This window comes from Methyloterricola oryzae (genome assembly GCF_000934725.1).
In the GTDB taxonomy this organism is placed as follows: Bacteria; Pseudomonadota; Gammaproteobacteria; order Methylococcales; family Methylococcaceae; genus Methyloterricola; species Methyloterricola oryzae.
The window spans coordinates 124,802-151,277 of sequence record NZ_JYNS01000006.1 but is presented as its reverse complement, the minus strand read 5'-3'; the positions used below and the strand labels follow the sequence as shown (position 1 = coordinate 151,277).

The following is a 26,476-nucleotide window of genomic DNA, read 5'->3' as shown; positions in this document are numbered from 1 at the left end:
GTTCCTGGCTTCAGGCCTTCTGTCCCCGGGTGGAGAGGCTGATCTTCATGCTGTCCAGTGAAATGCTCTTGCTGCTTTGATCCTGGAAGACCTTGAAGACTTTCTCGTCGGCGGCGGTGGACTTGACGAAGTCGTCATGGGCCTGGGTCAGATACTGACGGCAGGTCTCGAAGGCGCTGGTTTCATCGGCGTCCTCCGGGATCGGATTGCGCGACAAATACTGGTTGAAGCGCTTGAGGATATGCAGGCGATTCACGTGGACGACGCTGGGCTCGTACTCGATCTTGAAGAAGTCGAGGAATTCCTCGGCGGCGGAGAAGCTCTGAATGCGTTGCAGGATTGGATTCATAGCGCGTGCCTATGCGTGGGGAAAGGGGGGGATTCAGCCGAACAGGCCGGGTCGGTCCTGGGTGGCCGCATCGCTGTAAAACAGCCGCAGCTCCTGGTCGCTGGGCGGGCGCTTGTTCTGGCTGGCGTGGCGCCGGATGCGTGTCAGCACGCGGGCGGCGTCCGCTTCGCTGATTTCGATGCCCAAGGCCTTGAAGCTGCGCACCACCGCGTGGGAACCGGAGTGCTTGCCCAGCACCAGCCGGTGCTCGCGGCCCAGTTGTTGCGGGTCCACGCCCTGGTAGTTGAGGACGTTCTTGAGCAGGCCGTCCACGTGGATGCCGGCCTCGTGGGTGAACACCGCATCGCCGACGATGCTCTTGTTGGGCGCGATGGGACGGCCCGAGGCCCGGGCCACCAGTTCCGAGATGGCGGGGAAGCGGCTGGGGGCGATGCCGGTCTCGCGGCCGTAAAGCTGATGCAGGGCCATCACCGTTTCCTCGATGGCGGCATTGCCGGCGCGCTCGCCGAGCCCGTTGACCGTGGTGTTCACATGGGTCGCACCGGCCCGCACCGCCATCAGGGTGTTGGCCGTGGCCAGTCCGAAATCGTTGTGGGCGTGCATTTCGATTTCGATGTCCACCGCCTGCGCCAGCTTCTGGATGCGCTCGAAGGTAGCCACGGGGTCGAGGATGCCCAGGGTGTCGGCGAAGCGCAGGCGCCGCGCGCCCGCCCGCTGAGCGGTTTCCGCCACCTGCAGCAGGAAATCCATGTCGGCGCGGGAAGCGTCCTCGGTGCCGACGCAGACATCCATGCCGGTTTCCAGAGCCGCCTGGACGAAGCGAGTGACGGTCTCCAGCACCCAGGCGCGCGGCCGGCCCACCTTGTGCTGAAGATGGATATCGGACACCGGCACCGACAGGTTGACCAGGTCCGCCCCGCATCCCGTTGCCGCCCTCAGGTCGGCCTCGCACATGCGGCCCCAGACCATGAGCCGGGACGGAAGTTTGAGTGCTGCGATGGCGGCGATCACCTCCTGTTCCTCCGCGCCCATCACCGGTATGCCTACCTCCATCTCCGGCACGCCGGCGTCCGAGAGGGCGCGGGCGATGGCCAGCTTTTCCTCGGCGGTGAAGGCGACCCCGGCGGTCTGTTCGCCGTCGCGCAGGGTGGTGTCGTTGATGGTGATGGTGCTATGCATGGCTCAGGCCTTCTTGGTCGCCCCTTCCTTCGCCAGGTTGAGGCTGTAGCGCGGAATCTCGACGGTGACGTCGGCCTTGCTGAGCACGGCCTGGCAGGACAGGCGCGAAGTGGCCTGCAAGCCCCAGGCGCGGTCCAACATGTCTTCCTCGTCCTCGTCGGGATCGTTGAGGGATTCATAGCCTTCGCGCACGACCACATGGCAGGTGGAGCAGGCGCAGGAGTGCTCGCAGGCGTGTTCGATTTCGATGCCGGCATGCAGCAGGGCGTCGCAGATGCTCTGGCCGTACTTGGCGTCGATGACCGCGCCTTCGGGGCAGAGTTCGGCGTTGGGAAGAACGGTAATTTTCGGCATGGTTCAGTCGTTTGGGTTTGCGGTCGTCACACGCCGAGGGCGTCCACTTTCTGGCCGGTGAGGGCGGTCTTGATGCTGTAATCCATGCGCCGTCCGGCGAATTCGGTGCTGACCTCGTTCAGGTGGTCCGCGGCTTTCTTGATGGCTTCCCAGTCGGTGCCGTTCAAGGCGTCGCGCAGGCTCTGCATGGAGGCCTCGATGGTGGCCAGCTCGCTCGCGGAGAGTAGGCCGGAATCGTCCTGCAAGGCGGATTCTGTGGCTTCCAGCAGGCGCTCGGATTCGGCCTTCTGCTCGGCCAGGCGGCGTGCCTCCAGGTCTTCCTTGGCGTGGGCGTATGAGTCCTCAATCATGCGGGCGATTTCGCCATCCTGCAGGCCGTAGGAGGGCTTGACCTCGATGTGGGATTCGACGCCGCTGGTCTGTTCCTTCGCCGAGACGCTGAGCAGGCCGTCGGCGTCCACCTGGTAGGTGACGCGGACCCGGGCCACGCCCGCCACCATGGGCGGGATGCCGCGCAGTTCGAAGCGGGCCAGGGAGCGGCATTCGCTCACCAGTTCGCGCTCGCCCTGCACCACGTGGATGCTCATGGCGGTCTGGCCGTCCTTCCAGGTGGTGAATTCCTGGGCGCGGGCCACCGGAATGGTGGAGTTGCGCTGGATGATCTTTTCGGACAGTCCGCCCAGGGTCTCGATGCCCAGGGACAGGGGGATCACGTCCAGCAGCAGCCAGTCGTCGCCACCGCGGTTGCCGGCCAGGAGATTGGCCTGCATGGCCGCGCCGATGGCCACCACCTTGTCCGGGTCCAGGTCGGTGAGGGGCTGCTGCTGGAAGTATTCGGCGACGGCGGCGCGGATCACCGGCATGCGGGTCGCTCCGCCTACAAGCACCACGCCCTTGATCTCGTCCACCGATAGGCCCGCATCGCGCAGCGCCTTGCGTACCGGACTCAGGGTCTTCTTGACCAAGGCTTCGGTGATCCGGGTGAAGGTTTCTCGGTCGATGGAAACCGTTGCCACCGCGCCATTGGCCAGTTCGGTGTGGAATTCCACCGCTTCGTTATCGGACAGCAGCTCCTTGGCTTCCCGTGCAGAGCTCAGCAGGCGGCGGGTGTCGATGATGGACAGTTCGCCAAAGCCGTTCTGCGCCACGATGTGATCGAACACCGCATGGTCGAAATCATCCCCGCCCAAGGCCGGGTCGCCGTTGGTGGCCAGCACCTCGAACACGCCGCGGGTGAGCTTGAGGATGGAAATGTCGAAGGTGCCGCCGCCGAGGTCATAGACCGCATAGGTGCCTTCCGCGCCCTGGTCCAGCCCGTAGGCGACCGCGGCTGCGGTGGGCTCGTTGAGCAGGCGGAACACTTCAAGGCCGGCCAGCTTGGCGGCGTCCTTGGTGGCCTGGCGCTGGGCGTCGTCGAAATAGGCGGGCACGGTGATGACGGCACCTGCGATCTCGCCACCCAGATCCGCCGTGGCGCGCGTGCGCAGGGCTTTGAGGATTTCGGCGGACACTTGCACCGGGCTGATCAGGCCGGCCACGGTGTGGAACTGCACCATGCCGTCGCTGTCGGCGAAGCGGTAGGGGGCGTCGTGCCGGGCGCTCACGTCGGCGAGGCCGCGGCCCATGTAGCGCTTGACGGAGACGAAGGTATTTTCGGGATCTTCGCTCTGATAGAGCTTGGCGCCGAAACCGACTTCGATTTCGCCGTCGGCGTGGTAGCGCACCACAGAGGGCAGCAGCGCGCGGCCCTTGGCGTCGGTGATGACGCGGGTGCTGCCATCGTCATTGACGGTGGCGACCAGAGAATTGGTGGTGCCGAGGTCGATGCCCACCGCGAGGCGGCGGACCGGTTTGACCTTGGCGGCGCCGGGTTCGGAAATTTGCAGCAGCATCAGTCCTCCAGTGCGGCCATCGCATCATTGAGATCGCGGCCGAGTTTTTCCAGAAAAGCCAACTGGCGGACGATGACCGCCGCAGCCGGATGTTGCCGTTCGTCGTCAAGCAGCGTGCCCAGGGAGTCGAACAACTGGTTCGTCTCCGATTTCAGGCGCGCCGCCAGTCTGTCCATGGCGTGGGTATTGCGCAGGGTCACGGCCTCCTGGATTTCCTCGCGCCATTCGATCTGTTCCAGCAGGAATTCCGTAGGCATGGCAGTGTTGTCCTCTTCGCGGGTATCCACCCCGTTGATCTTGAGCAGGTAGCGGGCCCGCTCCAGGGGCTTTTTCAGGGTCTGGTAGGCCTCATTGGCCAGGGTTGCCCATTGCAGCGACAGCCGCTTTTCGGTGTCGCTCAGGTGCGCCGCCTTGTCCGGATGCACCCGGCTCTGTAGTTCCAGGTAGTGACGGTCCAGCTGGCCCAGGTCCAGCCGGAAGGTCGCGGGCATCTGGAACAGCTCGAAGAAGTTGGCGCTGGCAGCCGAGGTCATGGGTACCGATCCTAGACGTTGAAGCTCTCGCCGCACCCGCACTCATTCTTGACGTTGGGATTGTTGAACTTGAAGCCCTCGTTGAGGCCTTCCCGCACGAAGTCCAGTTCGGTGCCTTCCAGGTAGGCTAGGCTCTTGGGGTCCACCAGCACCGTGACGCCGAAGCTTTCGAAGGTCTGGTCCTCCGGCGCCGGCTCGTCCACGAACTCCAGGGTGTAGGCAAGACCCGAGCAGCCCGAGGTCTTGACCGCCAAGCGCAGCCCGTAACCGGCGCCGCGGGCGCTCAGGTGCTTCTGTACTTGTGTGGCGGCTTTTTCGGTCAGGGTAACTGCCATCGTGACCTCCTCAGTTGCTGGCGGTGGAACAGGACGAGCCGCTGCCTTCCATGGAGAAGGAGCTGCCGCAGCTGCAGGTGGAGCTGGCGTTGGGGTTCTTGATGACGAAACGCGAGCCTTCCAGCCCTTCCTGGTAGTCGATCTCCGCGCCACCCAGGTATTGCAGGCTGGTGGGATCGACCAGCAGGGTCACGCCGTCGGTGATCACGCTGGTGTCGTCTTCACCGGCCACCTCCTCGAAGGAGAAGCCGTACTGGAAACCCGAGCAGCCGCCGCCGGAGACATAGACCCGGAGCTTGAGCTCCGGATTGCCTTCCTCGGCGATGAGCTCGCTCACCTTGTGCGCCGCGTTGCTGGTGAAGAACACGGCCGGGCCCGGCGGCGTGAGATCCTGGACGGGGGTGATGTCTTGGGCGGTGGTGGTCATGATGATTCCTCGGGTTATGCCGCGCTCTTGCAGATGTCGTAGCCTTCCTCGGCGACGTTGGATTTGGCCTTGTAATCGGAAACCGCCGCCTTGATGGCGTCTTCCGCGAGCACCGAGCAGTGGATCTTCACCGGCGGCAGGGCCAGGGCTTCGGCAATCTCGGTGTTCTTGATGGCGAGTGCCTCTTCCACCGTCTTGCCCTTCACCCACTCGGTGACCAGGGAGCTGGAGGCGATGGCGGAGCCGCAGCCGTAGGTCTTGAACTTGGCGTCCTCGATGACGCCCTCGTCGTTGATCTTGATCTGCAGCTTCATCACGTCGCCGCAGGCCGGCGCGCCGACGATGCCGGTGCCCACGCCATCCTCTTCCTTGTCGAAGGAGCCGACATTGCGGGGGTTCTCGTAGTGGTCAATGACCTTCTCGTTATATGCCATGGGTGTTCTCCTGGGGTGGTGGCGGAATGGTCGAAGTGCTCAGTGCGCGGCCTCGGCCCACTGGACCGAATTGATGTCGATGCCGTCCTTGAACATTTCCCACAAGGGGGAAATGTCACGCAGGCGCTCCACCGCGGTCTTGATCAGGGAGACGGCGAAGTCGACATCTTCCTCGGTGGTGAAGCGGCCAATGCTGAATCGGATGGAGCTGTGCGCCAGTTCGTCGCTGCGGCCCAAGGCGCGCAGCACGTAGGAAGGTTCCAGGCTGGAGGACGTGCAGGCAGAACCGCTGGATACCGCCAGATCCTTGATGGCCATCATCAGGGACTCGCCTTCCACGTAGTTGAAGCTGACATTCAGGTTGTGCGGCACGCGCTGTTCCAGGTCGCCATTGACATAGATCTCCTCCATGTTCTGGACGCCGGCCAGCAGCTTGTCGCGCAGCTTGCGGATGCGCGCGGACTCCTCGGCCATCTCCTCGCGGGCGATGCGGAAGGCTTCGCCCATACCGACGATCTGATGGGTGGCCAGGGTGCCCGAGCGCATACCGCGCTCGTGGCCACCGCCGTGCATCTGCGCCTTGATGCGGACACGCGGCTTGCGGCGGATATAAAGCGCGCCGATGCCCTTCGGGCCATAGGTCTTGTGGGCGGAGAAGGACATGAGATCCACCGGCAGTTTCTGCAGGTCGATCTCCACCTTGCCGGTGGACTGGGCGGCGTCCACATGGAAAATGATGCCCTTGGAGCGGCAAAGCTGCCCGATGGCCATGATGTCCTGCACCACGCCGATCTCGTTGTTGACGTGCATGATGGAGATCAGCGAGGTGTCCGGGCGGATCGCCGCTTCCAGCGCCGCCATGTCCAGCAGGCCATTGGGGAGCGGGTCCAGGTAGGTGACCTCGAAGCCCTGGGCCTCCAGTTCGCGCATGGGGTCCAGTACGGCCTTGTGCTCGGTCTTGAGGGTGATCAGGTGCTTGCCCTTGGTCGCATAGAACTCGGCGGCGCCCTTGATGGCCAGGTTGTCGGATTCGGTGGCCCCGGAGGTCCAGACGATCTCTTTAGGGTCGGCGTTGACCAGCTTCGCCACGTCCTCGCGCGCCTTCTCCACGGCTTCCTCGGCGGTCCACCCGAATGCGTGGGAGCGGCTGGCCGGGTTGCCGAAGTTCTCGGTGAGAAACGGGATCATCTTTTCGGCGACGCGCGGGTCCACGGGGGTGGTGGCGGAATAATCGAGGTAAACCGGTAACTTCATGAGCATGCTCTCCGAGTTTTGCATTCGGTCGTTGCCGCAGGCCGTACAACGGGGTCCTGGGCGTGTTGATCCTAACGAAGCAAGTCTCGGGCCATGGTGCGCCAAGTCGTTAAGGTACTGAAATAGCGTGAGGTTTTCCTTGTTTCTGGATTGTCCTGTTTGTCTTGTTTTCAACAAAATGCAGTGGTCGGGACGGTTTCGCACCATTTCGCCACATTGATTAAAGGGTTATTGCTGGGCTTGTTATAGACGGGGGCAAGCGGGCGCGGACCGGCTGCTTGGCCGTGGACATCGCGACATGTCGCCGGGCATTGTCAGGTTTCCTACAAATCCTGATTGTCTTCTGATCCCTGTCGCTATCGTTGTGCACCCCGCCGTTCAAGGGCTTTGCCGAATGCCGCGGTGGCCGGCCGGCTCTGGCACGGGGCATGCTTCACTCGTTGAGAATCATTCTTCGAACCCACCGGGGTCATTTATGTACGTATGCATCTGCAAGGGCGTCACGGAATCCCAGATCTGCGAGGCTATCGAGCGGGGGCTCTGCACGCGCAAGGAAATTGCCAGCTGTTTGAAGGCTGGCACCGGCTGTGGTAAGTGCGGCCCAGACATCCGTGATCTCCTGCAGAGGACCGGGACGCTCGCCGCATCCGAGGGCGTTGCAGTCCGTGCGGACCTGCGCGAGCGGAAGCATCCAGAAACGAGGCGCCACGTGGCTGCAGGAGGCCGCGTTCGGCGCATCCTCCACCCCGCCGCCGGCCTAGGCGAAAAGACCGCGCGAGAGCCGGCCTCCAGTACCGTTGGTTCCTGAGGGAGGGCCCATGATCTACGTGGTGGAAATACCGCAAGAGACCCGTCCCCGCGCCTGGTTTGCCTTCGATCAGGATGACTTCGTGCGCAAAGTGCGCGCCCGCACTTGGGATGACGTCCTGTATGCGGAGGGCAGTGCCAAGGCTTTGCTGGCGGCGGAAGGTTTGACGCCGGACTCCGCCGAGGCGCGGGCAGCCCTGCCGGGCATTTTCGCCGCTGCGGAAACCTTTGGGTGGGATACTCCCTTGTTTCGGGCCGATTATTTGTTCGAGCCAGGCGCCTATGTGGCCGAGCCGGTGACCGAGTTCGAAGCCTGTGTGGCCGCGGTGGCGGATGGCTTAAAGGCGTGTCGGGTGTATCTGTCGGATCAGTCTGCCTCCAACGCCCTTTATAGCGATCCCATCTACGATGTGTATGACGGCTTTCATGCACACATGGCGCTGCGCGAGCAGCTGATAGCCATGGAGGTCATCTCGGATGATTTGTGAGGTCGGTTGCCGGACCATGGCCCTGCCATGACCGTAGGGCAGCTGATGCAGGCCCTGTCGCAAATGCCCGCCGAGGCGGTCGTGCTGTACGAGGGGGATAATGGCTATGCCCTGATCGGGGGCGTTGATCTGCAGCCCAATGGCGATGGGATACCGGATGAGGTGATCCTGTCGCCGGATATGCGGGAATGATCTGAATTCAATCCGGGCCATGTCCCTATGGCGGTCCGAGCCGCCGCCTTCAGTGGTGCCCAACTGCACACAATTGGGGCGTAACAGCCCTATCCCGGCCGGATGAGGCGGCTTTGAGCCCTTGCGTACCGGTAGTCATACTTAGTGGGGTGCTGTCAGCGTAATTTACAATCAGTGCGTAGGCCCGAGTTCGATCCCGGATTCTCCAAGGGGATGCATTTTTGGCTTGGTTACTGCATAGTAAGGATCAGACCTATAACGCACGGTATACGCCCATGAAGCCCGATTGGTATTTCGACCCCCGTTTTGCCCTGGAAGCCGTCAAGATAAGGCCAGGTGAGTACATCGCCTGCTCTGAAGAAAAACTGCTGGTAACCGTTGTCGGTTCCTGTGTCGCTGTCTGTATCTGGGATCCCGAGGCGCGGGTGGGCGGCATGAGCCAGTTCATGGTGCCCAATTTTGGCAAGGAGGGCGACATGGCCGAATCGGTGTCTGATTACGGCGTGGCGGCCATGGACGCGCTGATTTCCCAGTTGCTGGATCTCGGTGCCGACATGCAGCGTCTCCAGGCGAAGGTTTTTGGCGGCGGCAATGTCCTCAACCTGATCGGCAGTAAGAATGCCGGGCTCAGCAGCGCGAAATTCGTGCAGGACTATCTGGCCAGGGCCAAGATACCGATCATTGCCAAGAACATCCTGGATGTCTATCCGCGCAAGATCTACTTCTTCCCCGGCGAAGGCAGCGTGCTGGTCAAGAGCTTGAAGAGCTTGAACAACGAAACCATCGTGCAGCGGGAGGAGGAATACACCGCCCGCCTGCTGTTCGGCGGCACGCGCGGAGCCAGCCGCCGTTCCGCCAACTGAGAAGCGCGGCGGATACTTCACACCCGGAGGCGGTAACCGACCCCGGTTTCGGTGAGCAAAAACTGCGGCCGGGTGGGGTCCGCCTCTAGCTTTTGGCGCAACTGGCTCATGTAGATGCGCAGGTAATGGGCGTTGTCGGTGTAGGACGGCCCCCATACCTCCTTGAGTATTTGCCGGTGCGTGAGCACCTTGCCGGCGTTCTTCACCAGCACTGACAACAGGCGGAACTGGATAGGTGTCAGATGTATCTCTGCGCCGTCCAGGCGGACCCAGCGGTTGAGGAGGTCCACTGAGAGGCTGCCGGTGCTGAATACCTCGTTCTGACGCAAATCGGGCGCCCGGGCTGCGTGGCGCAGGGCGACGCGCATCCGCGCCAGCAGTTCGCCCAGCCCGAAGGGTTTCGTCAGGTAGTCGTCGGCGCCTGAGTCCAGCGCCTCGATCTTGTGTTGCTCGGCGCTGCGGGCGGACAGGACGATGATGGGCAGGTCCGACCAGACGCGTATGCCCTTCACCACATCCACGCCGTCCATGTCCGGCAGCCCAAGGTCCACGATGGCCAGGTCGGGCTTGCGCACTTCCGCTTCCACCAGACCCTGCCGTCCGGTGCCCGCCTCGAACACCTCGAAGCCGTGGCTGCGCAGTCCCGTGCGCAGGAAGCGGCGGATGGGCGGGTCATCCTCGATGACGACGACGACCGGGCTCAGGCCTGACACGATTCATTCCTCCTGATCCAGGCTCGGCGGGTTGGCGCCGGCGGGTAGGATGATGGAGAAGACTGTGCCGCCGCTGGCGCGGTTGCGAGCCTGGATGCTGCCGCCATGGGCTTCGATGATGGCCCGGCAGATGGGAAGTCCGAGTCCGACGCCGCTCTGGGATGCCTCCGGCTGCAGCCGGTAGAACTTTTCGAACAGTTTTTCCTCCCGTCCCTTGGGTATGCCGGGGCCGCGGTCGGCAACCGAAATCTCTACGGTGAACGGCGTGGATTCGGCCATGATCTCCAGCGGACTGCCCGCGGGCGTGTAGCGGATGGCGTTTTCCAGCAGGTTCACCAGCACCTGCTCGATCATCACCGCGTCCGCGTGGATCATGGGGATGCCAGGCGGCAGTCGGACCTTGAGTTCACGGTCGGCGAGACGCTTCTGCATCCGGGTGAGAACGCTGCCGATGACCTCTTCCAGCGGGTGCCATTGCCGGTTCAGTTCCACCACGCCGGCTTCCAGGCGCGCCATGTCGAGGATGTTGTTCACCAGGTTGGACATGCGCTGGGCCTCGTCGTAGATGCCTCGGCTCAGTTCGATGCGGTCGTCTGCCTCCAGCGTGCCGCCGTCTTCCGCCAGGGTGCTGGCCGAGCCGACGATGGTGGCCAGGGGGGTGCGCAAGTCATGGGAAATGGAACTGAGCAGGGAGTTGCGCAGTTTTTCGGTCTCTATCTGCAATTGTACCGACCTTGCCTGTTCGGTAAGCCTTACTCGGGTGAGGGCATGGGCGATCTGGCGCAGGAAGGTGTCCATCAGTTTTCGCTGTTCCGGCAGGAAGATGCGCCGCAGGTTGACGGGCAACAGCGCCATCACGCCGAGCACCGTGTCGCCGGTGCTCACGGGGAAGTAAACCGCGCTGGAACCTGCCAGGGTGTTGGTGCCTTGCCCGGCCATCTCGTCGTGGTCCATGACCCATTGCGCGACGCTGAGGTCGGCTCCGAGCAGGGATTCGGCCATCGGGCGATCGTTGGGATATCGGATACGGCCCGTGGCGTCCGGCAGGAGGACGACAGTGCGGCTGCCGAACTCGGTGTGCAGGTGGCGCACCGCCGTGCGCACGATCTCATCCTCGGTCTGGGCGGTGGCCATTTCCTTGGTCATGGCGTAAAGGACCATGGCGCGGCGCTCCCGGTGCGCCGCCACCTTGGCCTGGGAGCGCACGTTGGCCATGAGGTTGCTGATCAGCATGGCCACCACCAGCATGGCGACCAGCGTCACCAGGTACTGGGTGTCTTCGACGGAAAAGGTGAAATAAGGGCTGACGAAGAGGAAGTCGACGATGGCAACCCCGAGGATGGATGCCAGGATGGACGGCCCACGTCCGAAGCGGGTGGCGACGAATACCACGCCGAGAAGGAAGATCATCACCAGGTTCGCCAGTTCCAGGCGGCCGAACATGAGCCTGGCGAGCACGGTGCACAGCAGGGTGACCCCGATGGCCCAGAGATAGCCGACGTAGCGCCGTTTCTGGCGCGGCCCCAGGCGGTCCATGAGTCCGGGCGTGGGCCGCTTGCGGGCCAGATAGAGATCTCTTTCCGCCGGATCCCCCTGGGGGCTTCCCAACAGATAGATGTTGATGTTGTGGGCGTGGCCGATCAGGGTATCGACCACGGAACCCATGAGCCAGCGCCTCCAACCCCGCCGGCTGGGCTTGCCCATGACGATCTTGGTGATGTTGCGGGCGCGGGCAAAGCGGATGATGGCCTCGCCCATTTCCGGGGCGCTCAGGGTGACGGTCTCCGCACCCAGCTGCTCGGCCAGGCGCAGGATGCGCAGGACCGCATCGCGTCGCTCCGGCGGCAGCCGCTGTAACTGCGGTGTCTCCACGTAGACGGCGATCCAATCGGCGCGCAGTCCCGTGGCCAGGCGCTTGCCGGCCCGCACCAGGCGTTCGCCCAAGGCGCTGGGGCCCACGCAGACCAGCACCCGTTCGCTGACCTGCCACACATCGCGTATGGCATGATCGGCGCGGTAGGTCAGCATCTGAGCGTCCACCTGACTGGCGGTCTGGCGCAAGGCCAGTTCGCGCAGGGCGATCAGGTTACCCTTGCGGAAGAAATGCTTGATGGCGTCCTGCGCCTGCTGCGGCAGAAACACCTTGCCTTCCTTGAGCCGGACCAGCAACTCGTCCGGCGGCAGGTCCACCAGTTCCACCTCGTCGGCGTTTTCGAACACTGTGTCCGGCACGGTCTCCCAGACGCGGATGCCGGAGATCTGCCCAATGTCGTCGTTGAGGCTTTCCAGATGCTGGACATTGAGCGCGGTGTAGACGTCGATACCGGCTTCCAGCAATTCGTAGATGTCCTGCCAGCGCTTGGGATGGCGGGAACCCGGCGCATTCGTGTGCGCCAACTCGTCCACTAGGATGATGGCGGGCCTGCGCCTGAGCGCCGCGTCGAGATCGAATTCCTTGAGCCGTGTTTCACGGTATTCGACCTCGCGGGTGGGCAGGGTCTCCAGCCCTTCCAGCAACTCGGCGGTCTCCTTGCGGCCATGGGTCTCGGCCAGCCCGACCACCACGTCGATGTTCTCGGCACGCCGCTCCCGGGCGGCCAGCAGCATTGCGTAGGTCTTGCCTACACCGGCGGCGGCGCCGAAAAAGATTTTCAATCGGCCTCGGCAGGCCTTGGCAGTATCGCGCTGGACGCGGGCCAGCAGCGCGTCGGGGTCGGGGCGTTCATCATTCATCGGGGCACGTTTCGCTCATCTCGACGCTTCCGTGGCCAGTTTATGCGTGAGGGCGTAAAAATGCCGTCAAATTGGAGGAGACGAACACGCCGGCCCGACTTTAGGACTTTCTCAGCGGCATCTTGCGTGGCTTCAGCAATTCGTCCGGGACGTCGAGCTTCTTTGCCAGGAAGATGGCCGCGTCCAGCTTGATGAAACTGCGTTTGCGGTAGAACTTCAGAGCCCGTTCATTGTTCTCCGCGACTTCCAGCACGATGTGGGTGCAGCCGCGCAGTCGCGCCGCATGCTCGATCTGTTCGAAAATGAAGGTGCCGATGCCCATGCCGGAATAAGCCGGGTGCACCGCGATTTCTTCCACGAACAGCGGGCGCATTTCGCGCTTGGCGAAGTAACGGTGGTTCATCCAGTTATCGGAGCCGACGATCTCGTAGGCGAACTCCACGTAACCCACCAGTTCATGCTTGGAGCCGACTTTCAGTTCGAACACCAGTTGCTCGATGCCATCTTTCTCGTAGATATCGAAAAAGTGCTGCTTGAGGCGCGGACGCTGGTATTCCACGGTTTCGCGGTTGACGTCCCGGAAGACCAGCTTGAGAAATTCCCAGGCGCGGTTCAGGTCGCGCCGGTGTATGCGGCGGACGCGAAGTTCTGGCTCGCCATCTTGGTCTGTTTCAGTTTCGGGTGTGCGTTCGGTCATGGTTCGCAATGCTGCAGGCGGAGACGCCGTAACAGGGCCTATGCATCATATCACCGATGCGCTTCTTAGCCGGGGCCTCGGGCAAGCACCGGCCAGTGAGCGGCATGGGCTGATTCTGCGGCGCACAAAGCGGCTTCTGCGCCGGGGCTTATGTTCAGGATGTCCGGGCGTGCGCGCAGCGTTTCAGGATCCAGGGGCTCCGGAATTCGGGTGCGTATGCCTGTGAGCGATTCGACGATGGCGAGCGTACAGTACGGCGCATAGGTTTCCGAGTACCCGCCTTCCTGCAGCAGAATCAGGCGTCCTTCGCACAGTTCGTCTGCCAAGTCCATCAGGGCCGCGGTCATCCAACGGTAGGCCTCGGTGCTCAGACACATCCGCCCCTCTGGGTCCATGGTGCTGGCGTCCTGACCCGCCGAAACCAGGATGAGCTGCGGGCGGAATTCCCTTGCGACAGGGAGCAGGATGCGTTCGAAGGCAGCCCGGTAGGCCGCGTCACCGCAACCGGCCGGCAAGGGAATATTGACCGTGGTGCCGATGGCCGTTGCTCCCCCCGTTTGCTGGAGGAGGCCGTCGTCATCGGGGTAGAGCCCATCCTGGTGAATGGAGGCGAAAAGCACCAACGGATCGTGATAAAAGGCCGCCTGCGTTCCATTGCCATGGTGCACGTCCCAATCGACTACCAAAATGCGCCTGATCTGGTGTGCGTTTTGCGCGTGTCGGGCGGCGATCACGATGTTGTTGAACAGACAGTAGCCCATGCCCCGGTCCGGCAAGGCATGGTGGCCGGGCGGCCTGCAGTTCACGTAAGCCCGCCGTACCTGCCCCCGCAGTATGGCATCGACGGCGCAGATACCCCCGCCCGCAGCGAGCAGGGCGACATCAAAGCTGCCCGGTCCCACTGGCGCGTGCTCGCCAGCGTCCCCCTGGCCCTGGAGTGACAACTGACGGACATGTTCGATGTATTCGGGCGTGTGGAAACGTGCGAGCTGCTCAGGCGTGGCGGGGTTCGGCTCGATCAGTCTCACGTGTTTCATGAGGCCCGAGAGATCCATGAGATGCTTGGTCCGCATCACCAGGCGATGGTTGGACGGGTGCAGCACGGGTTCCACGAAAGGCGTTGGCACTGGACCTGTTGCGCCAGGAAACATCTCCAGCCCCGGATTGTGCTGAAGAAAGCGCTCGTCGTAGACGAAACCGACTTCCATTCCGTCGTTCATGGCATGGACATAGGCTGTTGCATAGCCGCTGATACTGCCCTCGCGTCGTCTTCAGCGCAAGGCATCCAAAGCCCGGTTCAACTGCAGGACATTCACCCTGGGCTCGCCGAGCACGCCAAAGGTTCGGGCTTCCGTGTGGGCCTGGACCAACTCTTCGACCTTGGCCTTAGGCAGCTTGCGAGCCCGGGCCACCCGCCCGACCTGATAGTCCGCGGCGGCGGGACTGATGTGCGGGTCCAGGCCACTGCCGGATGCGGTCACCAAGTCCACGGGAATTCTGCCCTCGTTGCCCGGATCGGACCTGCGCAGGGCGTCGATGCGCGCCATGACGGCTGCTTTCAGCGCCGGATTTGAAGGGCCCAGGTTCGATCCGCCGGAGGCGCCGCCATTGTAGGCATACGGCGCGGTGGCGGATGGCCGGCTCCAGAAATATTTCGGGTCGGTGAATGACTGTCCAATCAGCGCGGAGCCGACCACCGTACCCTGGTCATCGCGTATCAAACTGCCATTGGCCTCGATTGGAAAAGCCACCTGAGCAAGCAGCGTCACGATTCCTGGATAGAGAACGCCGGTGATGAGGCTGAGGAGGATGAAAAGGCTTACCGCCGGTCTGATGAGCGTTTGCATGGCATTCCCCGGACGGGCACTGGCGGGTTCAGAACAGGCCCAGCATGTGCAAGCTGGTGTCGATGAGCTTGATGCCGATGAAGGGCACGACGAGTCCGCCCAAACCGTAGATCAGCAGGTTGTTTTGCAGCAGGGCGGCGGCTCCAACCGGTTTATAGCGGATGCCCGTGAGGGCCAGGGGAATCAGGGCGATGATGATCAGGGCGTTGAAGATCACAGCCGATAGAATGGCGCTGGAGGGGGTGGCGAGATGCATCACGTTAAGCAGGTTGAGCGCCGGATAGGTGCTCGCGAAGGCCGCGGGGATGATGGCGAAATATTTGGCGACGTCGTTGGCGATGCTGAATGTGGTGAGCGCACCACGGGTCATCAGCATCTGTTTGCCGGTTTCCACGATTTCTATCAGCTTTGTGGGGTTTGAATCCAGGTCCACCATATTGCCCGCCTCCTTGGCCGCCTGGGTTCCGCTGTTCATGGCCACGGCCACGTCGGCCTGGGCCAGGGCGGGCGCGTCATTGGTGCCGTCGCCGGTCATGGCGACCAGTCTGCCTTCCGCCTGGTACTGGCGTATGAGGTTGAGCTTGGCTTCCGGAGTTGCTTCCGCAAGGAAATCGTCGACGCCCGCCTCGGCGGCGATGGCCGCGGCGGTGAGGCGATTATCGCCGGTGATCATGATGGTCTTGATGCCCATCTGCCGCAGGTCGATAAAGCGCTCCTTGATACCGCCTTTGACGATGTCCTTCAGTTCGATCACGCCGAGGGCGTTTCGGCCCTCGGCCACCACCAAAGGCGTGCTGCCCCGCCGCGCCACGTCATTGACCAGCGTTTGCAATTCCGCCGGAAATCGCCCGCCCTGTTCCTCGACGTAGCCGCGGATGGCGTCGGCCGCGCCTTTGCGGATCTGACGAACATTTTCCCCCTTCCCATTGGGAGGCTGGGTAGACGTTCGGGCTTTTCCCGGAATCTCTCCGACCGTAGGGAGAGTCACGCCGCTCATCCTTGTCTGCGCGCTGAAGTGCACAAAAGTTGCGCCGAGGGTTTGGATGTCCCGTTCGCGCATTCCGTACTTGTTCTTGGCCAGCACCACGATGCTGCGGCCCTCCGGAGTCTCATCGGCCAGCGAGGCCAGTTGCGCGGCGTCCGCGAGTTCCTGCTGGGCCACGCCTGCCAACGGCAGAAACGCGGCAGCCTGTCGGTTGCCCAAGGTGATGGTGCCGGTCTTGTCCAGCAACAGCACGTCCACATCCCCGGCTGCCTCCACGGCGCGGCCGGAGGTGGCGATGACATTCTTCTGCATCATGCGGCCGATTCCGGCCACGCCGATGGCTGATAACAGACCGCCGATGGTGGTGGGGATCAGGCAGACCAGCAAGGCGACCAGAGCCGTGATGGTGATGGGCTTTCCAGCGCCCGAGGTTTCCACCGCATACAGGCAAAACGGCAGGAGCGTTACCGTCGCCATGAGGAAAACCAGGGTCAGGGCCACCAGAAGGATGGTCAGTGCGATTTCATTGGGCGTCTTCTGTCGTTTGGCGCCCTCGACCATATTGATCATGCGGTCCAGGAAGGTTTCCCCGGGATTGACGGTGATGCGCACGACCAGCCAGTCGGACAGTACGCGCGTGCCTCCGGTAACGGAACTGAAGTCGCCGCCGGATTCGCGGATCACCGGCGCGCTTTCTCCGGTAATGGCGCTCTCATCCACCGACGCGACGCCCTCGATCACCTCGCCGTCGCCGGGCACGAAGTCGCCCGCTTCGATCAGAACCACATCGCCGCGTCTCAGGCTCGAGCCGGCGACTTTCGAGTAATTGGAGCCGTAACGCGGTTCGTCCAATTTCTTGGCGGCGATGTCTCGCTTGGCGCTGCGCAGGAAGGCAGCCTGGGCTTTGCTGCGGCCTTCGGCCACGGCCTCGGCGAAATTGGCGAAGAGCACCGTGAACCACAGCCACAAGCTGATAGCCAGGATAAATCCCGGCGGCGCCTCACCCGATCCGCTCAGGGCCTGCAGCCAAAGGCCGGTTGTGAGCAGGCTGGCGAGGTACACCACGAACATGACCGGATTCTTCCACTGTTGCCGGGGCGACAGTTTGAGGAAGGCATCGATCAGGGCTTGTTGCAGCAGGGCGGGATTGGCCAGTGATGTCTGCGTGTGCTTTCGGCTCATGGGCGTCTGGTTTCGCGATGCGTTATGGAGTACCGGCGGTTTCCAGGTATTCCGCCACGGGTCCCAGCGCCAATGCCGGCACGAAGGTGAGGGCGCCTACCATCAGCACCGTCCCAATCAGCAGGGCAACGAATAGCGGCGTATGGGTGGGCAGGGTACCGGGCCCCACGGGCACGATCTTCTTGGCCGCCAAAGATCCCGCAATGGCCAGGACCGGCACGGCCAGCCAGTAGCGGGAAATCAGCATGGCTATGCCTAATACGAGGTTATAGAACGGCGTATTGGCGGACAGCCCGGCGAAAGCGCTGCCGTTGTTATTGCCGGCCGAGGAAAAGGCGTAGAGCACCTCACTGAAGCCGTGAGCACCTGGGTTGAAAATCGAGGCTCTGCCCAGTTCCAGGGTGACCGCGAGCGCCGTGCCACCAAGTACCAGCAAAGGCGGTACCAGGATAACGATGGATGCCATCTTCATCTCAAAGGCCTCGATCTTCTTGCCCAGATACTCGGGCGTGCGCCCGATCATCAGACCGGCCACGAAAACAGCGACGATGGCGAACACGATCATGCCGTAGAGACCGGAGCCCACACCGCCAAAGATGACTTCGCCCAATTGCATCAGCCACATGGGAGTCAGACCGCCCAGGGCTGTGAAGGAATCATGCATCGCGTTGACGGACCCATTGGATGCGGCGGTGGTGGCCACAGCCCAAATGGCCGAATTGACGATGCCAAAACGCGCTTCCTTGCCCTCCATATTGCCTCCGCTCTGCAGTTGGCTTGGATTCATCTCCAATCCCAACGAAGCGAGGATTGGACTGCCTGCCTGTTCAAATTGGATTTCTAACAAGGCCAGGGGGATGAACACCAAAGTCATGGCGGCCAGCATGGCCCAGCCTTGGCGGGAATCTCCCAGCATGGAGCCGAAGGTGTGGCATAGCGCGGCAGGAATCAGCAGGATAGCGAGCATTTCCAGAAAATTGCTGAAGGGGGTCGGGTTTTCCAACGGGTGCGCGGAGTTGGCGTTAAAAAAGCCTCCGCCGTTGGTACCCAACTGCTTGATGGCGACTTGGGACGCAACCGGGCCCAATGCGATAGTCTGCTCCGAGACCTTGACGTTCTCCGTCAACGATTTACCCGCGGCGTCCAGTAGGGCTTGACCGTCGGCACTTGACTTCGTCTGCTCGTAAGTAAGCGGCGCAACCACGGCGGCCGTTGCGTAGGGCTGGAGTGTCTGCGCCACGCCTTGCCCTGCCAACATCACAGCCAGGATGAGTGATAGAGGCAGCAGGATATAAAGCGTGCCTCGGGTCAGGTCCACCCAGAAATTGCCGATGGTGTCCGCATTGCGGCGAGTGAAGGCCCGGATGAGCGCCACCAGGACGGCCATGCCCGTCGCCGCCGAAACAAAGTTCTGCACCGTCATCCCCAGCATCTGCGTGAGATAGCTCATGGTGCTCTCGCCCGCGTAGCCTTGCCAGTTGGTGTTCGTGGCGAAGCTGATCGCCGTGTTGAACGCCGAATCCGGGCTGACATTGGGCAGATGCTGAGGGTTGAGAAGCAGATAGCCCTGCATCCGTTGCAGGGCGTAGACCGTCAACGCGCCAAGCAAATTGAACACGAGCATGGATGCGGCGTAGGCGGTCCAGTGCATTTCTTGCTCGGAATTCACTCCACTCAGGCGATACAAACCGCGCTCTATGGGTGCAAAAGCCCGATTCAGGGGGGAGTCTCCTTGGAAGACTCGCGCCATGTAAACGCCCAGCGGCTTTGCCAGGGCAAACAGGGCTGTCATGTAGATCAAGAGTTGCAGCACGCTACTGCCAGACATCAGAACCGCTCCGGGAAGAACAGCGCGAAGAACAAATACAGGAAGATGAGCAGGGCAAGGCTGCCGCCCATTGCGCACAGTAGGCTCATTGCCGCCTCCAAAGTAGATTGCACAACACGGCGATGGCGCCCGTGATGGCAAACAGGACAAGGGTTAGTCCGATGAATGCGATATCCAGCATGGTAGGGTGCCAGTGGCCTCTCTGAAACTCGGTAGGGCCAGAATAAGACAGCCGTTGAAAAATGGCTGTAAAGAGATGGCTTTGACGGATAAAGATTGCGTAAAAAAGGATCAGATGTGGGAGAGGGATAATGCCTGGTCAGGCGGCAGAGCCTCTGCAGACCAGGTTGGTATGGCTCCAGTCAGGATGACGACTGGCTGTCAGCCGCGCGTTCCAATCGCCCGTGTTTTTCAGCGGCATGGGGTGGGAGCGGCTTGATAATGTGAGGGGTATATTCGTTAAAGAGAAGTGGCGCCGCCCGCTGCGTCAAAACTGGACCTTGAAAACAGGTTGCGCCGGGCATCTTGACTGATGCTGGCTTCCGAAACTGCCAGCAGCTCGGATACCCGGCGCGGCATGTGTCAGCGCGTCAGACTGATTATGGTTTGTGAATTGAGCGAAGGATCATAGGTGTATCCGTGGCCCGAAAGTCCACTGACGGAGAAAGTAAAGGTTCCTTTCTTTTTGGTCGCCGGGCTCGAAAGGGTGACAATTCCGGAGTCGTCTGTGATGCCCTTGACTTTGCCTTTTACCAAGCCTCTCCATTTGCCTTTCACCAGGGTGCCGGGAATCGGCTGACCAAGGCCATTGGTCACTTGGAGTTGAACCTTTGCTCGTGCCTTCTTCAGTTTCTGGCTCAATTCAATCATCATCTCTAGAACGCGCGAAGCGGTGGGCGCGCCTTGCGCAGCGACGCTGACAGACACCGAGGCTTCGCTGGTTAGCCCGGCGTCGTCAGTCACCGTAAGTTTGACGGCAAATGTTCCTGCGAAGGTAAAGGTATGCGTCGGATTTGGCTCGGTAGAAGAACTGCCATCGCCGAAATCCCAGGAATAGCGGGTGATTGTGCCATCGTCTGAGGAGTCAGTACCCGAAAACTGCACTTCCAGGGGGGCTATGCCATTAGATGCCGATGCTGTCGCAAGGGCGGCAGGCGCTTGTGTGGCTCCTTGGGCGAGACGACCTGAAATTTGATACTGCCCCAGGCTGCCGTAGTCCGTATAGCCGTAGTCCGTGCCGTTCGCTGCTTTGCCGGCTCCGCTCACCCGAAGGTAGAAGGTGCCTGGAGTCAAGTTGGCCGAGAGGGATGCGTCGAGAGTGTCTGTGGGATTGGCAGCTGCGACAAGCGAACCTTCGGCGCTGAATAAGGCAAGGCTCACATCGAGATTGGGGCCGAGTGCGGCGGGAGCCACGTCGAAATTGACTTGTCCGCCCGCGCTTGTAAATACGTAATAGTCGAGATCACCACGACGCTCTATAACGCCTGCCTGGCTGGCGACCAATGTTCCACCACTCAAGCTGCCAGCCAGCGCAACGGCTGATCCGGGGGCGTCGCCCGCATCGTCGGCTCGAATGGCGGCACCATGGCTCTGCAGAATATTGATGTCGTCTTCGTGGTTGTTGGCCCCGGGGTATTCGCCCTGGCTCCACTGCACGAGTTCTCTGTAATAACCTACGCCCATGATGGGTGCCCATCCTGTCGCACCCGCACCATGGCCCTGATAGTAACCGGTCCCGGTTCCTCCATCGTGGTTGAGTCCCAGGTTGTGGCCGACTTCATGGGAAATCGCTTCGGCCACGAACTTTTCGTCTCCGCCGCCCAGCATGTCGTAGAAGATCCAGGCCGGCTTGTAGTAACTGGTGGTGTAATCAAAGATACCGACGTATGCGATACCGCCACAGCTACAGGGAAGAAGCCTTTTTGTGATGATGGCTCGGGTACCGTATGCCTGATCGGAGGAAGAAGAGCGATCCAAGGCATCTGCTGACGGTTCCTCCGTGGTCACGTCGATGTCGAAAGGCGCGTAGTCTTCGGCCACCCGGCTCCAGATGTTTTGTATTCGCGTGAGTTCGGCGTCGTCAAAAACCGAAGCATTTCCCCCGGTGTCGAATGCCGGTGCGCTGATGGTCGGCAGTGAGTAGGAGTTATTCCAGCCTGTGCCTGTAACAGTCTGGCCGTTGAAATCCAGGTAGATGATCTTGCTCGCGCCGGACTTGCTGTGGAGTTGGAAGGTTTTGCCGAGTTCGACTAACGCAGCGACAGGTGGAGCGATGACGTTGTTACCGCTGCCCTCGGTCTGCTCTCCTGGTTCTGCTGCAGGCGGTGCTTCCACGTAATACAAACGGCCACTGGTGTCGAGCCATGCCGTTGTGTCATTGAGAAGAATCTCACGAAGGCGATCGGTAGACATTCCATGTTCCGATGCGATGGCTGGCAATTGCGCACCCAATGCATCTATGGCGTCCTGGCCTTGAAGGCTCTCGCTGAACTTTGTGGAGGGCTGGTCTGAGCCATCACCGAACGGCAACGCGACGGGTGTCTTGCTAACAAGCGATGCATCAGCAATGCGGTTGCCAAGACCCGAGCCGTTTTCTCCAGAAACAATCAGCGACTCGACTTTGCCCGCTGCGCTTGTTTTCAAAATGTAGTTGTAGCCGCGCAGCAGATTCTGAAGGTCGGTGTTTGGCCATATGCGCGGTAAGTAAGACCGTGACGCGGGTGCGGTATGCGCCTCAGAAGCTGTACAATGGGCGTCAATTGAGATAAAGCTGCCGATGAACAAGCATGCCAAGCCGCAGATTTGTAAGGTCGATTTCTTGTCAGGCTGAGCGCCCATGAGCTTTTTCCCGCAAACCTAATGCGCACAAAACGGTTGATCCAGAGGAACCGATGGTTCTGGAACTCATTGTTGTGTCTGCGGGAATTTCTTATTGTGACGGGCTTCACATCGCGGCGAGTGCAAAGTGGAGCGAGTTCACAGTCCTTTCAATTTCTCTAGGTTTGCTTCAGGCGGAGAGTCCTGAAGGTGGCTTGGCTGGAATCGAATGGTGAAGGGGCGATATCGTCCGACCTGTATTTGTTCGAACACGCAGGAAAGGCATGAGGCTATCTCGCGAAGTGACGTGCATGATTCTCGAGATCGCTCGGCGTCAGTTCGGAGACGCAATATCGGTCTGGTTATTTGGCTCGCGAGTGGATGATATGCGCCGTGGTGGCGACATTGATCTGTTGGTTGAGGTTCGCAATCCCGTCGATAACAAGCCCGTGGAAGCAGCGCGGTTCGCGGCTGCCTTGCAATGGCAGTTGGGCGACCAGAAGATCGACGTCATCATCGACGATGGACGAAACCATCAGCTTGTTCATGAGATTGCCCGCCGTGAAGGGATACTCCTACGATGCTGAACTACGTCGAGGATGCGCTTCCGGCATTTGCGCTTACATGGCGGATTGTACGTAAAGAAGCAAAGTGGTTGGACAAGTCGCGTTTCCGCCTATTCTGGCGGGTGATTGATGCAGATTGGGTGGCCAAGGCTGAACAGGATGATGAGATGGCTGAGCGCGTCGAGGAGTTTGCCGAGGCCCTTAACGCGGTGAACGATTATTCAGGCCAACTCTTAATGCCCCGTCGGCGCAATCAAAGATCGATGGTAGATATTGAGATCGATGAGGCCCGACTTGAATGAAAGTTCGATAGTCGTGATCGTGCCGGCGGCTAGACGCCTTGTCTTCTTTCTGGTCACGCGGCCTTAATTTTTTTATCGTGCACTTTATTGCTCTTATCTGCTTCATATCTCGCGGGATAGAGTCACGAATAGCTTGAATAGAAGCTTGCGTTGTGCGGGTGCACTTGTGAGCAAAGTGGATGCTCGAATTTGTCTTGGAAAATGAACGTTCCATCATTTTGATAGAGCGTTCTATCTCTGAGACAGATCGTTCTATGAAATTTATAGACCGATGCACAAAATTTATACATCGTTCCATGAAAAAGATGGGACGATCGACTGCGGGGATGGACTGATGCATGAATTTTATAGACCGTTGCATCCCAAACATGGAACGGTGCACCTTATTCATAGAACGATCCATGTTCAAGATGGAACGATGTATCACACGGATAGAATAATCTGTCATGCGGATAGGGGAGTCGATCATTCCGGTCGATCTGGAGCGCGCGCGTTCGCCGTTCCCAACAGGCCCTTAGAATGTTGAACGGCACTATCAATGTCTGTTTAGACATTTGAATGACCGAGTCTGGACGCCATGCGATTAACATTGCACGAGAGACACGCAATCTCTGACGCCATTGTTGAGGCGGACAAAAGGGCGGTCATCAACTTGTATGGGTCTCGGGTCGATGACAACGCCAAGGCGGGACGCATTGATCTCTTGGTGCTGTCCTCGGGAATCGATCTAATGCGAAAGCTCGATATCCTTGCCCGATTGCATCGTGAGCTAGGTGAAAGGAAAATCGACTTGACGATTTACCCGGAAGCCGATCGATCCTTCACCCGAATTGCCATCAGTTCCGGAGTTTGTTTGTGACTTCGGACAGATTGGATTTCCTGCGGGATGAACTGGTGAGTCTCCAGTCCACCGCAGAGTAACTTGGCTATTCGCTCGAGCGTTGTCGACTACTGATCGAAAAAGAAAGTTGGAAGCCAGAGGAGTTGGAGCGGGTGGAATCACTTTCCAGTCGGTTTGCGAGAGTAGCGGACCTGGCGACGCAGCGAATCATGAGGCTCTTGGATGACTTGGAACTTGTCACTCGTGGTTCTCTTCTGGACCGGATTCACCGAGCGAAACAGCGCGGATGGTGTCAAGCCGCCGAGCTCATCCGGATTCGCGAATTGAGGAATCCCATCGCGCATGAATACGCTGATGAAAGGATGGCCGAAATTTATGCGGCGGTGGCGCAGCTTGCACCGGAACCGCTGATCGGTTTCCAACATTGAAGACTATGCCAATGGCTTGATCGCGCGGTACGTAAGATCAAGTTAGCCACCATGGCGCTGACTTTTAGGCAGACCACAAAAAATTGAGGGATCGGTCGACAGTGGTCCGGCCCCCTCCGATGTCAATCTCGCAACTTTCGTTATAGAGGCTCATGGCAGCAAACAGGTTTCCCGCAACGCCCTTAGAAATGGTCAAAAGCTTTATCAGACACCGTTCCTTAATTTGGCAGATGACCAAGCGCGAAGTGATAGGCCGTTACCGCGGTTCCGTCATGGGAATCCTCTGGTCGTTCTTGAATCCGCTGTTGATGTTGACGGTTTATACCTTCGTATTCAGCACCGTATTCAAAGCCCGTTGGGGGAGCGGAACGGAAAGCCAGACCGATTTTGCGATTGTTCTTTTTTCGGGAATGATAGTTTACGGAATCTTTGCAGAATGCATCAATCGTGCGCCAAGTCTGGTACTTTCGAACGTCAGCTATGTCAAGAAGGTGGTATTTCCACTGGAAATTTTGACGTGGACGGCTCTTGGCTCAGCCCTCTTTCATTCACTCGTCAGTTTGGTCGTGCTTGTGTGTGCGATGCTGATTTTCGAAAGGGCCCTCAATTGGACCGTTCTATTATTTCCACTAGTTCTTTTACCGCTCGTCATGATTACGTTAGGCCTCGCTTGGTTTATATCCGCGGCGGGCGTTTACGTACGCGATATTGCGCAGACCACAGGCATATTTACTACCGTGCTGATGTTTCTTTCTCCGGTTTTTTATCCCCTTTCTGCGTTACCTGAAAAATATCAACGGATCCTCATGCTCAACCCACTCGCCTTTGTCATAGAGCAGGGGCGTCAGGTTTTGATATGGGGAAAACTCTTGGATTTTGAAGGATGGGGTCTTCATTGCGCGGCTAGCCTTGCGGTCGCATGGGGGGGGTTCTGGTGGTTTCAAAGAACCCGAAAGGGCTTTGCCGATGTATTGTGACTTGGCGCGTATGCTAGAGCGCGCGAATGTCCGCATTTGCCGGTTCTCTCGGCCTGCACTGGTCGTTACGTGTGGATTTAGGCGAAGATTGAATTCGGATGCGCGGAGGCTGGCTTAAAAAATTGGCCCCTATGGGCACCAGGCTACGATGCATGAATAGCAAAATAACTAGGGATTCCTGCTATTGATTGACGCAATTGTCCTATTGAGACGCGCAGTTGGTTGGGTGCAGGAAGCATATTTTTTGATCGGGTCAAAACTGCCCCATCATTGGCTAAGGCTAATCGGTTTTACAATTCGATGTACATGGACAGGAAGTTTCCCAGAGAAGAAGAATTCGAAATTATGCGTATTCGCCAGTTACGAACCATCCGGAGATGTGCCTGAATACGTCCGCTACTTTCTGCGAAAGCTTCAAGCTAACTCATTCGATATAGTGTTAGTAACAACCAGCGCAAGACTCGATGAGCCTACGATTATTGAACTTCAGAACTATTGTCGACGGATAATACACCGCCGCAACGTGGGATACGATTTTTTTTCATGGAAGGTCGGGCTGATCTTGACCGAAGACGTGTCCCGATATGAAAAGGTGGCCTTAATCAATGACAGCGTCTTTGGGCCATTTTGCAGCCTCGATTCTTACCTCGCCAAAATGGACACAGATCCGTCCTCGTTGTGGGGATTTTGCGATAGCGTCGAGACTGGCCGTCACCACTTGCAATCATGGTTTCTGTATTTTGACAGGTCGCATGTGGCAAGCTCTGTTTTCGAGACGTTTTGGCGCGCTGTTACGGTTATCTCATCCAAAAATGAAATTGTTATGAAGTATGAAATAGGCTTAAGCGAAGCCTTTAAGGCGGCAGGAAGTGGCATTAGAGCAATATTTCCCTATATGGAAATAAGGACCGCCGCGCTCAAGCTTGGTGACAGATTCCAGTATCATGAGCAACTAGCTAAGGTCGAGCTTAATCCTACATTGAAGATGTGGGACATCTTGCTTCGCGACTTCGGTTTCCCATTTATCAAGAAAGAACTTCTGACTAGAAACCGATATGGCGCAAACGAAATAGAAAATTGGTTCATTCTATCACGAGATCTTGATGACGAAATCCTGAAACATACGCGAGCATATGTGGTTGCCAGCCAAGGCGAGCAAATCAGGGCAATTAAATAAGATATTGTGACTCGGATGCTGCTTAACTTTGGCACCGCTAAGTGACACTTACAATATACCTCATGCCTTGTTGCAAGAAACTTTGGTCCAGCGCCACTTGTAAATCAGTTAGGTGTATTCCGAGCAGCACTACGCCTGCCGATTTTATATGTCTCATTGTATTTCAGAGCGGATTCAGGCTTGTCTGAATAAATACCGAATAGAAGAATTGAATAGACGTGATCATCTTGTGATGAGTATGCCATGCTTAAATAGCAGACGCTACATACCGGATTC

The 26,476-nt window shown here is 59.6% G+C and carries 28 protein-coding genes; 10 read left to right on the top strand and 18 right to left on the bottom strand.

What is annotated here, in order from left to right; genetic code table 11:
- Positions 1-10 precede the first annotated feature (10 nt).
- The 9 genes from nifW to EK23_RS10315 are packed head-to-tail and all read right to left on the bottom strand — an operon-like array spanning position 11 to position 6,757.
- Positions 11-349: a nitrogenase-stabilizing/protective protein NifW gene (gene nifW / locus EK23_RS10355; RefSeq protein WP_045225276.1), complete on the bottom strand. Its 339-nt coding sequence runs from the start codon at positions 347-349 to the stop codon at positions 11-13.
- Positions 350-382: 33 nt separating this feature from the next.
- Complete coding sequence (gene nifV, locus EK23_RS10350; RefSeq protein WP_045225275.1) at positions 383-1,528, bottom strand: homocitrate synthase; 1,146 nt, start codon at positions 1,526-1,528, stop codon at positions 383-385.
- 3 nt (positions 1,529-1,531) lie between these two features.
- Positions 1,532-1,882 (bottom strand): ISC system 2Fe-2S type ferredoxin, encoded by a 351-nt coding sequence (gene fdx / locus EK23_RS10345; protein WP_045225274.1) that lies wholly within the window; start codon positions 1,880-1,882, stop codon positions 1,532-1,534.
- Positions 1,883-1,908: 26 nt separating this feature from the next.
- Positions 1,909-3,774: a Fe-S protein assembly chaperone HscA gene (gene hscA / locus EK23_RS10340; RefSeq protein WP_082054099.1), complete on the bottom strand. Its 1,866-nt coding sequence runs from the start codon at positions 3,772-3,774 to the stop codon at positions 1,909-1,911.
- Positions 3,774-4,307, bottom strand: coding sequence for a Fe-S protein assembly co-chaperone HscB (hscB, locus tag EK23_RS10335; protein WP_045225272.1), 534 nt, complete (start codon positions 4,305-4,307; stop codon positions 3,774-3,776). Before hscB ends, hscA begins: the two co-directional genes overlap by 1 nt.
- 11 nt (positions 4,308-4,318) lie before the next feature.
- Positions 4,319-4,642 (bottom strand): iron-sulfur cluster assembly protein IscA, encoded by a 324-nt coding sequence (gene iscA, locus EK23_RS10330; RefSeq protein ID WP_045225271.1) that lies wholly within the window; start codon positions 4,640-4,642, stop codon positions 4,319-4,321.
- A 10-nt stretch (positions 4,643-4,652) separates the two neighbouring features.
- The gene (gene erpA / locus EK23_RS10325; RefSeq protein WP_045225270.1) at positions 4,653-5,069 is read right to left on the bottom strand and encodes an iron-sulfur cluster insertion protein ErpA; all 417 of its coding nucleotides are present in this window, start codon (positions 5,067-5,069) and stop codon (positions 4,653-4,655) included.
- A gap of 14 nt (positions 5,070-5,083) precedes the next feature.
- On the bottom strand, positions 5,084-5,503 hold the full coding sequence (gene iscU, locus EK23_RS10320; RefSeq protein ID WP_045225269.1) for a Fe-S cluster assembly scaffold IscU: 420 nt from the start codon (positions 5,501-5,503) through the stop codon (positions 5,084-5,086).
- A gap of 39 nt (positions 5,504-5,542) precedes the next feature.
- A complete protein-coding gene (locus EK23_RS10315) occupies positions 5,543-6,757 on the bottom strand; it encodes an IscS subfamily cysteine desulfurase (protein WP_045225371.1) in 1,215 nt (404 codons plus the stop codon).
- A 298-nt stretch (positions 6,758-7,055) separates the two neighbouring features.
- On the opposite strand from EK23_RS10315, the gene EK23_RS10310 reads away from it, so the two are divergent.
- From EK23_RS10310 to EK23_RS10295, 4 genes are all read left to right on the top strand, one after another.
- Positions 7,056-7,565 (top strand): (2Fe-2S)-binding protein, encoded by a 510-nt coding sequence (locus EK23_RS10310; RefSeq protein WP_327037047.1) that lies wholly within the window; start codon positions 7,056-7,058, stop codon positions 7,563-7,565.
- Positions 7,566-7,575: 10 nt separating this feature from the next.
- Complete coding sequence (locus tag EK23_RS10305) at positions 7,576-8,052, top strand: hypothetical protein (protein ID WP_045225267.1); 477 nt, start codon at positions 7,576-7,578, stop codon at positions 8,050-8,052.
- Positions 8,053-8,079: 27 nt separating this feature from the next.
- Entirely contained in the window at positions 8,080-8,244 is a 165-nt protein-coding gene (locus EK23_RS23920) for a hypothetical protein (protein ID WP_200892138.1), read from the top strand.
- Positions 8,245-8,519: 275 nt separating this feature from the next.
- Positions 8,520-9,107, top strand: coding sequence for a hypothetical protein (locus EK23_RS10295; protein WP_045225265.1), 588 nt, complete (start codon positions 8,520-8,522; stop codon positions 9,105-9,107).
- Between the two features lie 17 nt (positions 9,108-9,124).
- Here the strand turns inward: EK23_RS10295 and EK23_RS10290 are convergent, their stop codons facing one another.
- The 9 genes from EK23_RS10290 to EK23_RS10255 all read right to left on the bottom strand — a co-directional run bounded on the left by EK23_RS10290 (position 9,125) and on the right by EK23_RS10255 (position 21,930).
- On the bottom strand, positions 9,125-9,820 hold the full coding sequence (locus EK23_RS10290) for a response regulator (protein ID WP_045225264.1): 696 nt from the start codon (positions 9,818-9,820) through the stop codon (positions 9,125-9,127).
- Between the two features lie 3 nt (positions 9,821-9,823).
- Positions 9,824-12,553 (bottom strand): DUF4118 domain-containing protein, encoded by a 2,730-nt coding sequence (locus EK23_RS10285; protein ID WP_045225263.1) that lies wholly within the window; start codon positions 12,551-12,553, stop codon positions 9,824-9,826.
- 100 nt (positions 12,554-12,653) lie between these two features.
- A complete protein-coding gene (locus EK23_RS10280) occupies positions 12,654-13,250 on the bottom strand; it encodes a GNAT family N-acetyltransferase (protein WP_045225370.1) in 597 nt (198 codons plus the stop codon).
- 65 nt (positions 13,251-13,315) lie between these two features.
- On the bottom strand, positions 13,316-14,470 hold the full coding sequence (locus EK23_RS10275; protein ID WP_082054098.1) for a class II histone deacetylase: 1,155 nt from the start codon (positions 14,468-14,470) through the stop codon (positions 13,316-13,318).
- Between the two features lie 51 nt (positions 14,471-14,521).
- Complete coding sequence (kdpC, locus tag EK23_RS10270) at positions 14,522-15,097, bottom strand: potassium-transporting ATPase subunit KdpC (protein WP_045225261.1); 576 nt, start codon at positions 15,095-15,097, stop codon at positions 14,522-14,524.
- A 28-nt stretch (positions 15,098-15,125) separates the two neighbouring features.
- Positions 15,126-17,264, bottom strand: coding sequence for a potassium-transporting ATPase subunit KdpB (kdpB, locus tag EK23_RS10265; protein ID WP_045225260.1), 2,139 nt, complete (start codon positions 17,262-17,264; stop codon positions 15,126-15,128).
- A gap of 22 nt (positions 17,265-17,286) precedes the next feature.
- On the bottom strand, positions 17,287-19,092 hold the full coding sequence (gene kdpA, locus EK23_RS10260) for a potassium-transporting ATPase subunit KdpA (RefSeq protein WP_045225259.1): 1,806 nt from the start codon (positions 19,090-19,092) through the stop codon (positions 17,287-17,289).
- A complete protein-coding gene (locus EK23_RS23120) occupies positions 19,092-19,181 on the bottom strand; it encodes a potassium-transporting ATPase subunit F (protein WP_103557140.1) in 90 nt (29 codons plus the stop codon). Before EK23_RS23120 ends, kdpA begins: the two co-directional genes overlap by 1 nt.
- Positions 19,182-19,674: 493 nt before the next feature.
- Positions 19,675-21,930: a PKD domain-containing protein gene (locus EK23_RS10255; RefSeq protein WP_052808100.1), complete on the bottom strand. Its 2,256-nt coding sequence runs from the start codon at positions 21,928-21,930 to the stop codon at positions 19,675-19,677.
- A 263-nt stretch (positions 21,931-22,193) separates the two neighbouring features.
- On the opposite strand from EK23_RS10255, the gene EK23_RS24685 reads away from it, so the two are divergent.
- The 6 genes from EK23_RS24685 to EK23_RS10225 all read left to right on the top strand — a co-directional run bounded on the left by EK23_RS24685 (position 22,194) and on the right by EK23_RS10225 (position 26,200).
- Positions 22,194-22,496 carry a nucleotidyltransferase family protein gene (locus EK23_RS24685; protein WP_082054097.1) on the top strand — a complete coding sequence of 101 codons (303 nt, stop codon included), beginning with the start codon at positions 22,194-22,196 and terminating at the stop codon, positions 22,494-22,496.
- Positions 22,490-22,777: a hypothetical protein gene (locus EK23_RS10245; protein WP_045225257.1), complete on the top strand. Its 288-nt coding sequence runs from the start codon at positions 22,490-22,492 to the stop codon at positions 22,775-22,777. The genes EK23_RS24685 and EK23_RS10245 overlap by 7 nt, the downstream gene beginning before the upstream one ends.
- Positions 22,778-23,354: 577 nt before the next feature.
- Positions 23,355-23,636, top strand: coding sequence for a nucleotidyltransferase family protein (locus EK23_RS24680; RefSeq protein WP_045225256.1), 282 nt, complete (start codon positions 23,355-23,357; stop codon positions 23,634-23,636).
- Between the two features lie 191 nt (positions 23,637-23,827).
- Positions 23,828-24,046, top strand: coding sequence for a hypothetical protein (locus EK23_RS23290; RefSeq protein WP_145998627.1), 219 nt, complete (start codon positions 23,828-23,830; stop codon positions 24,044-24,046).
- 152 nt (positions 24,047-24,198) lie between these two features.
- Positions 24,199-25,023 carry an ABC transporter permease gene (locus EK23_RS10230; RefSeq protein ID WP_045225254.1) on the top strand — a complete coding sequence of 275 codons (825 nt, stop codon included), beginning with the start codon at positions 24,199-24,201 and terminating at the stop codon, positions 25,021-25,023.
- 226 nt (positions 25,024-25,249) lie between these two features.
- Complete coding sequence (locus EK23_RS10225) at positions 25,250-26,200, top strand: rhamnan synthesis F family protein (protein WP_327037049.1); 951 nt, start codon at positions 25,250-25,252, stop codon at positions 26,198-26,200.
- Positions 26,201-26,476: the final 276 nt, after the last annotated feature.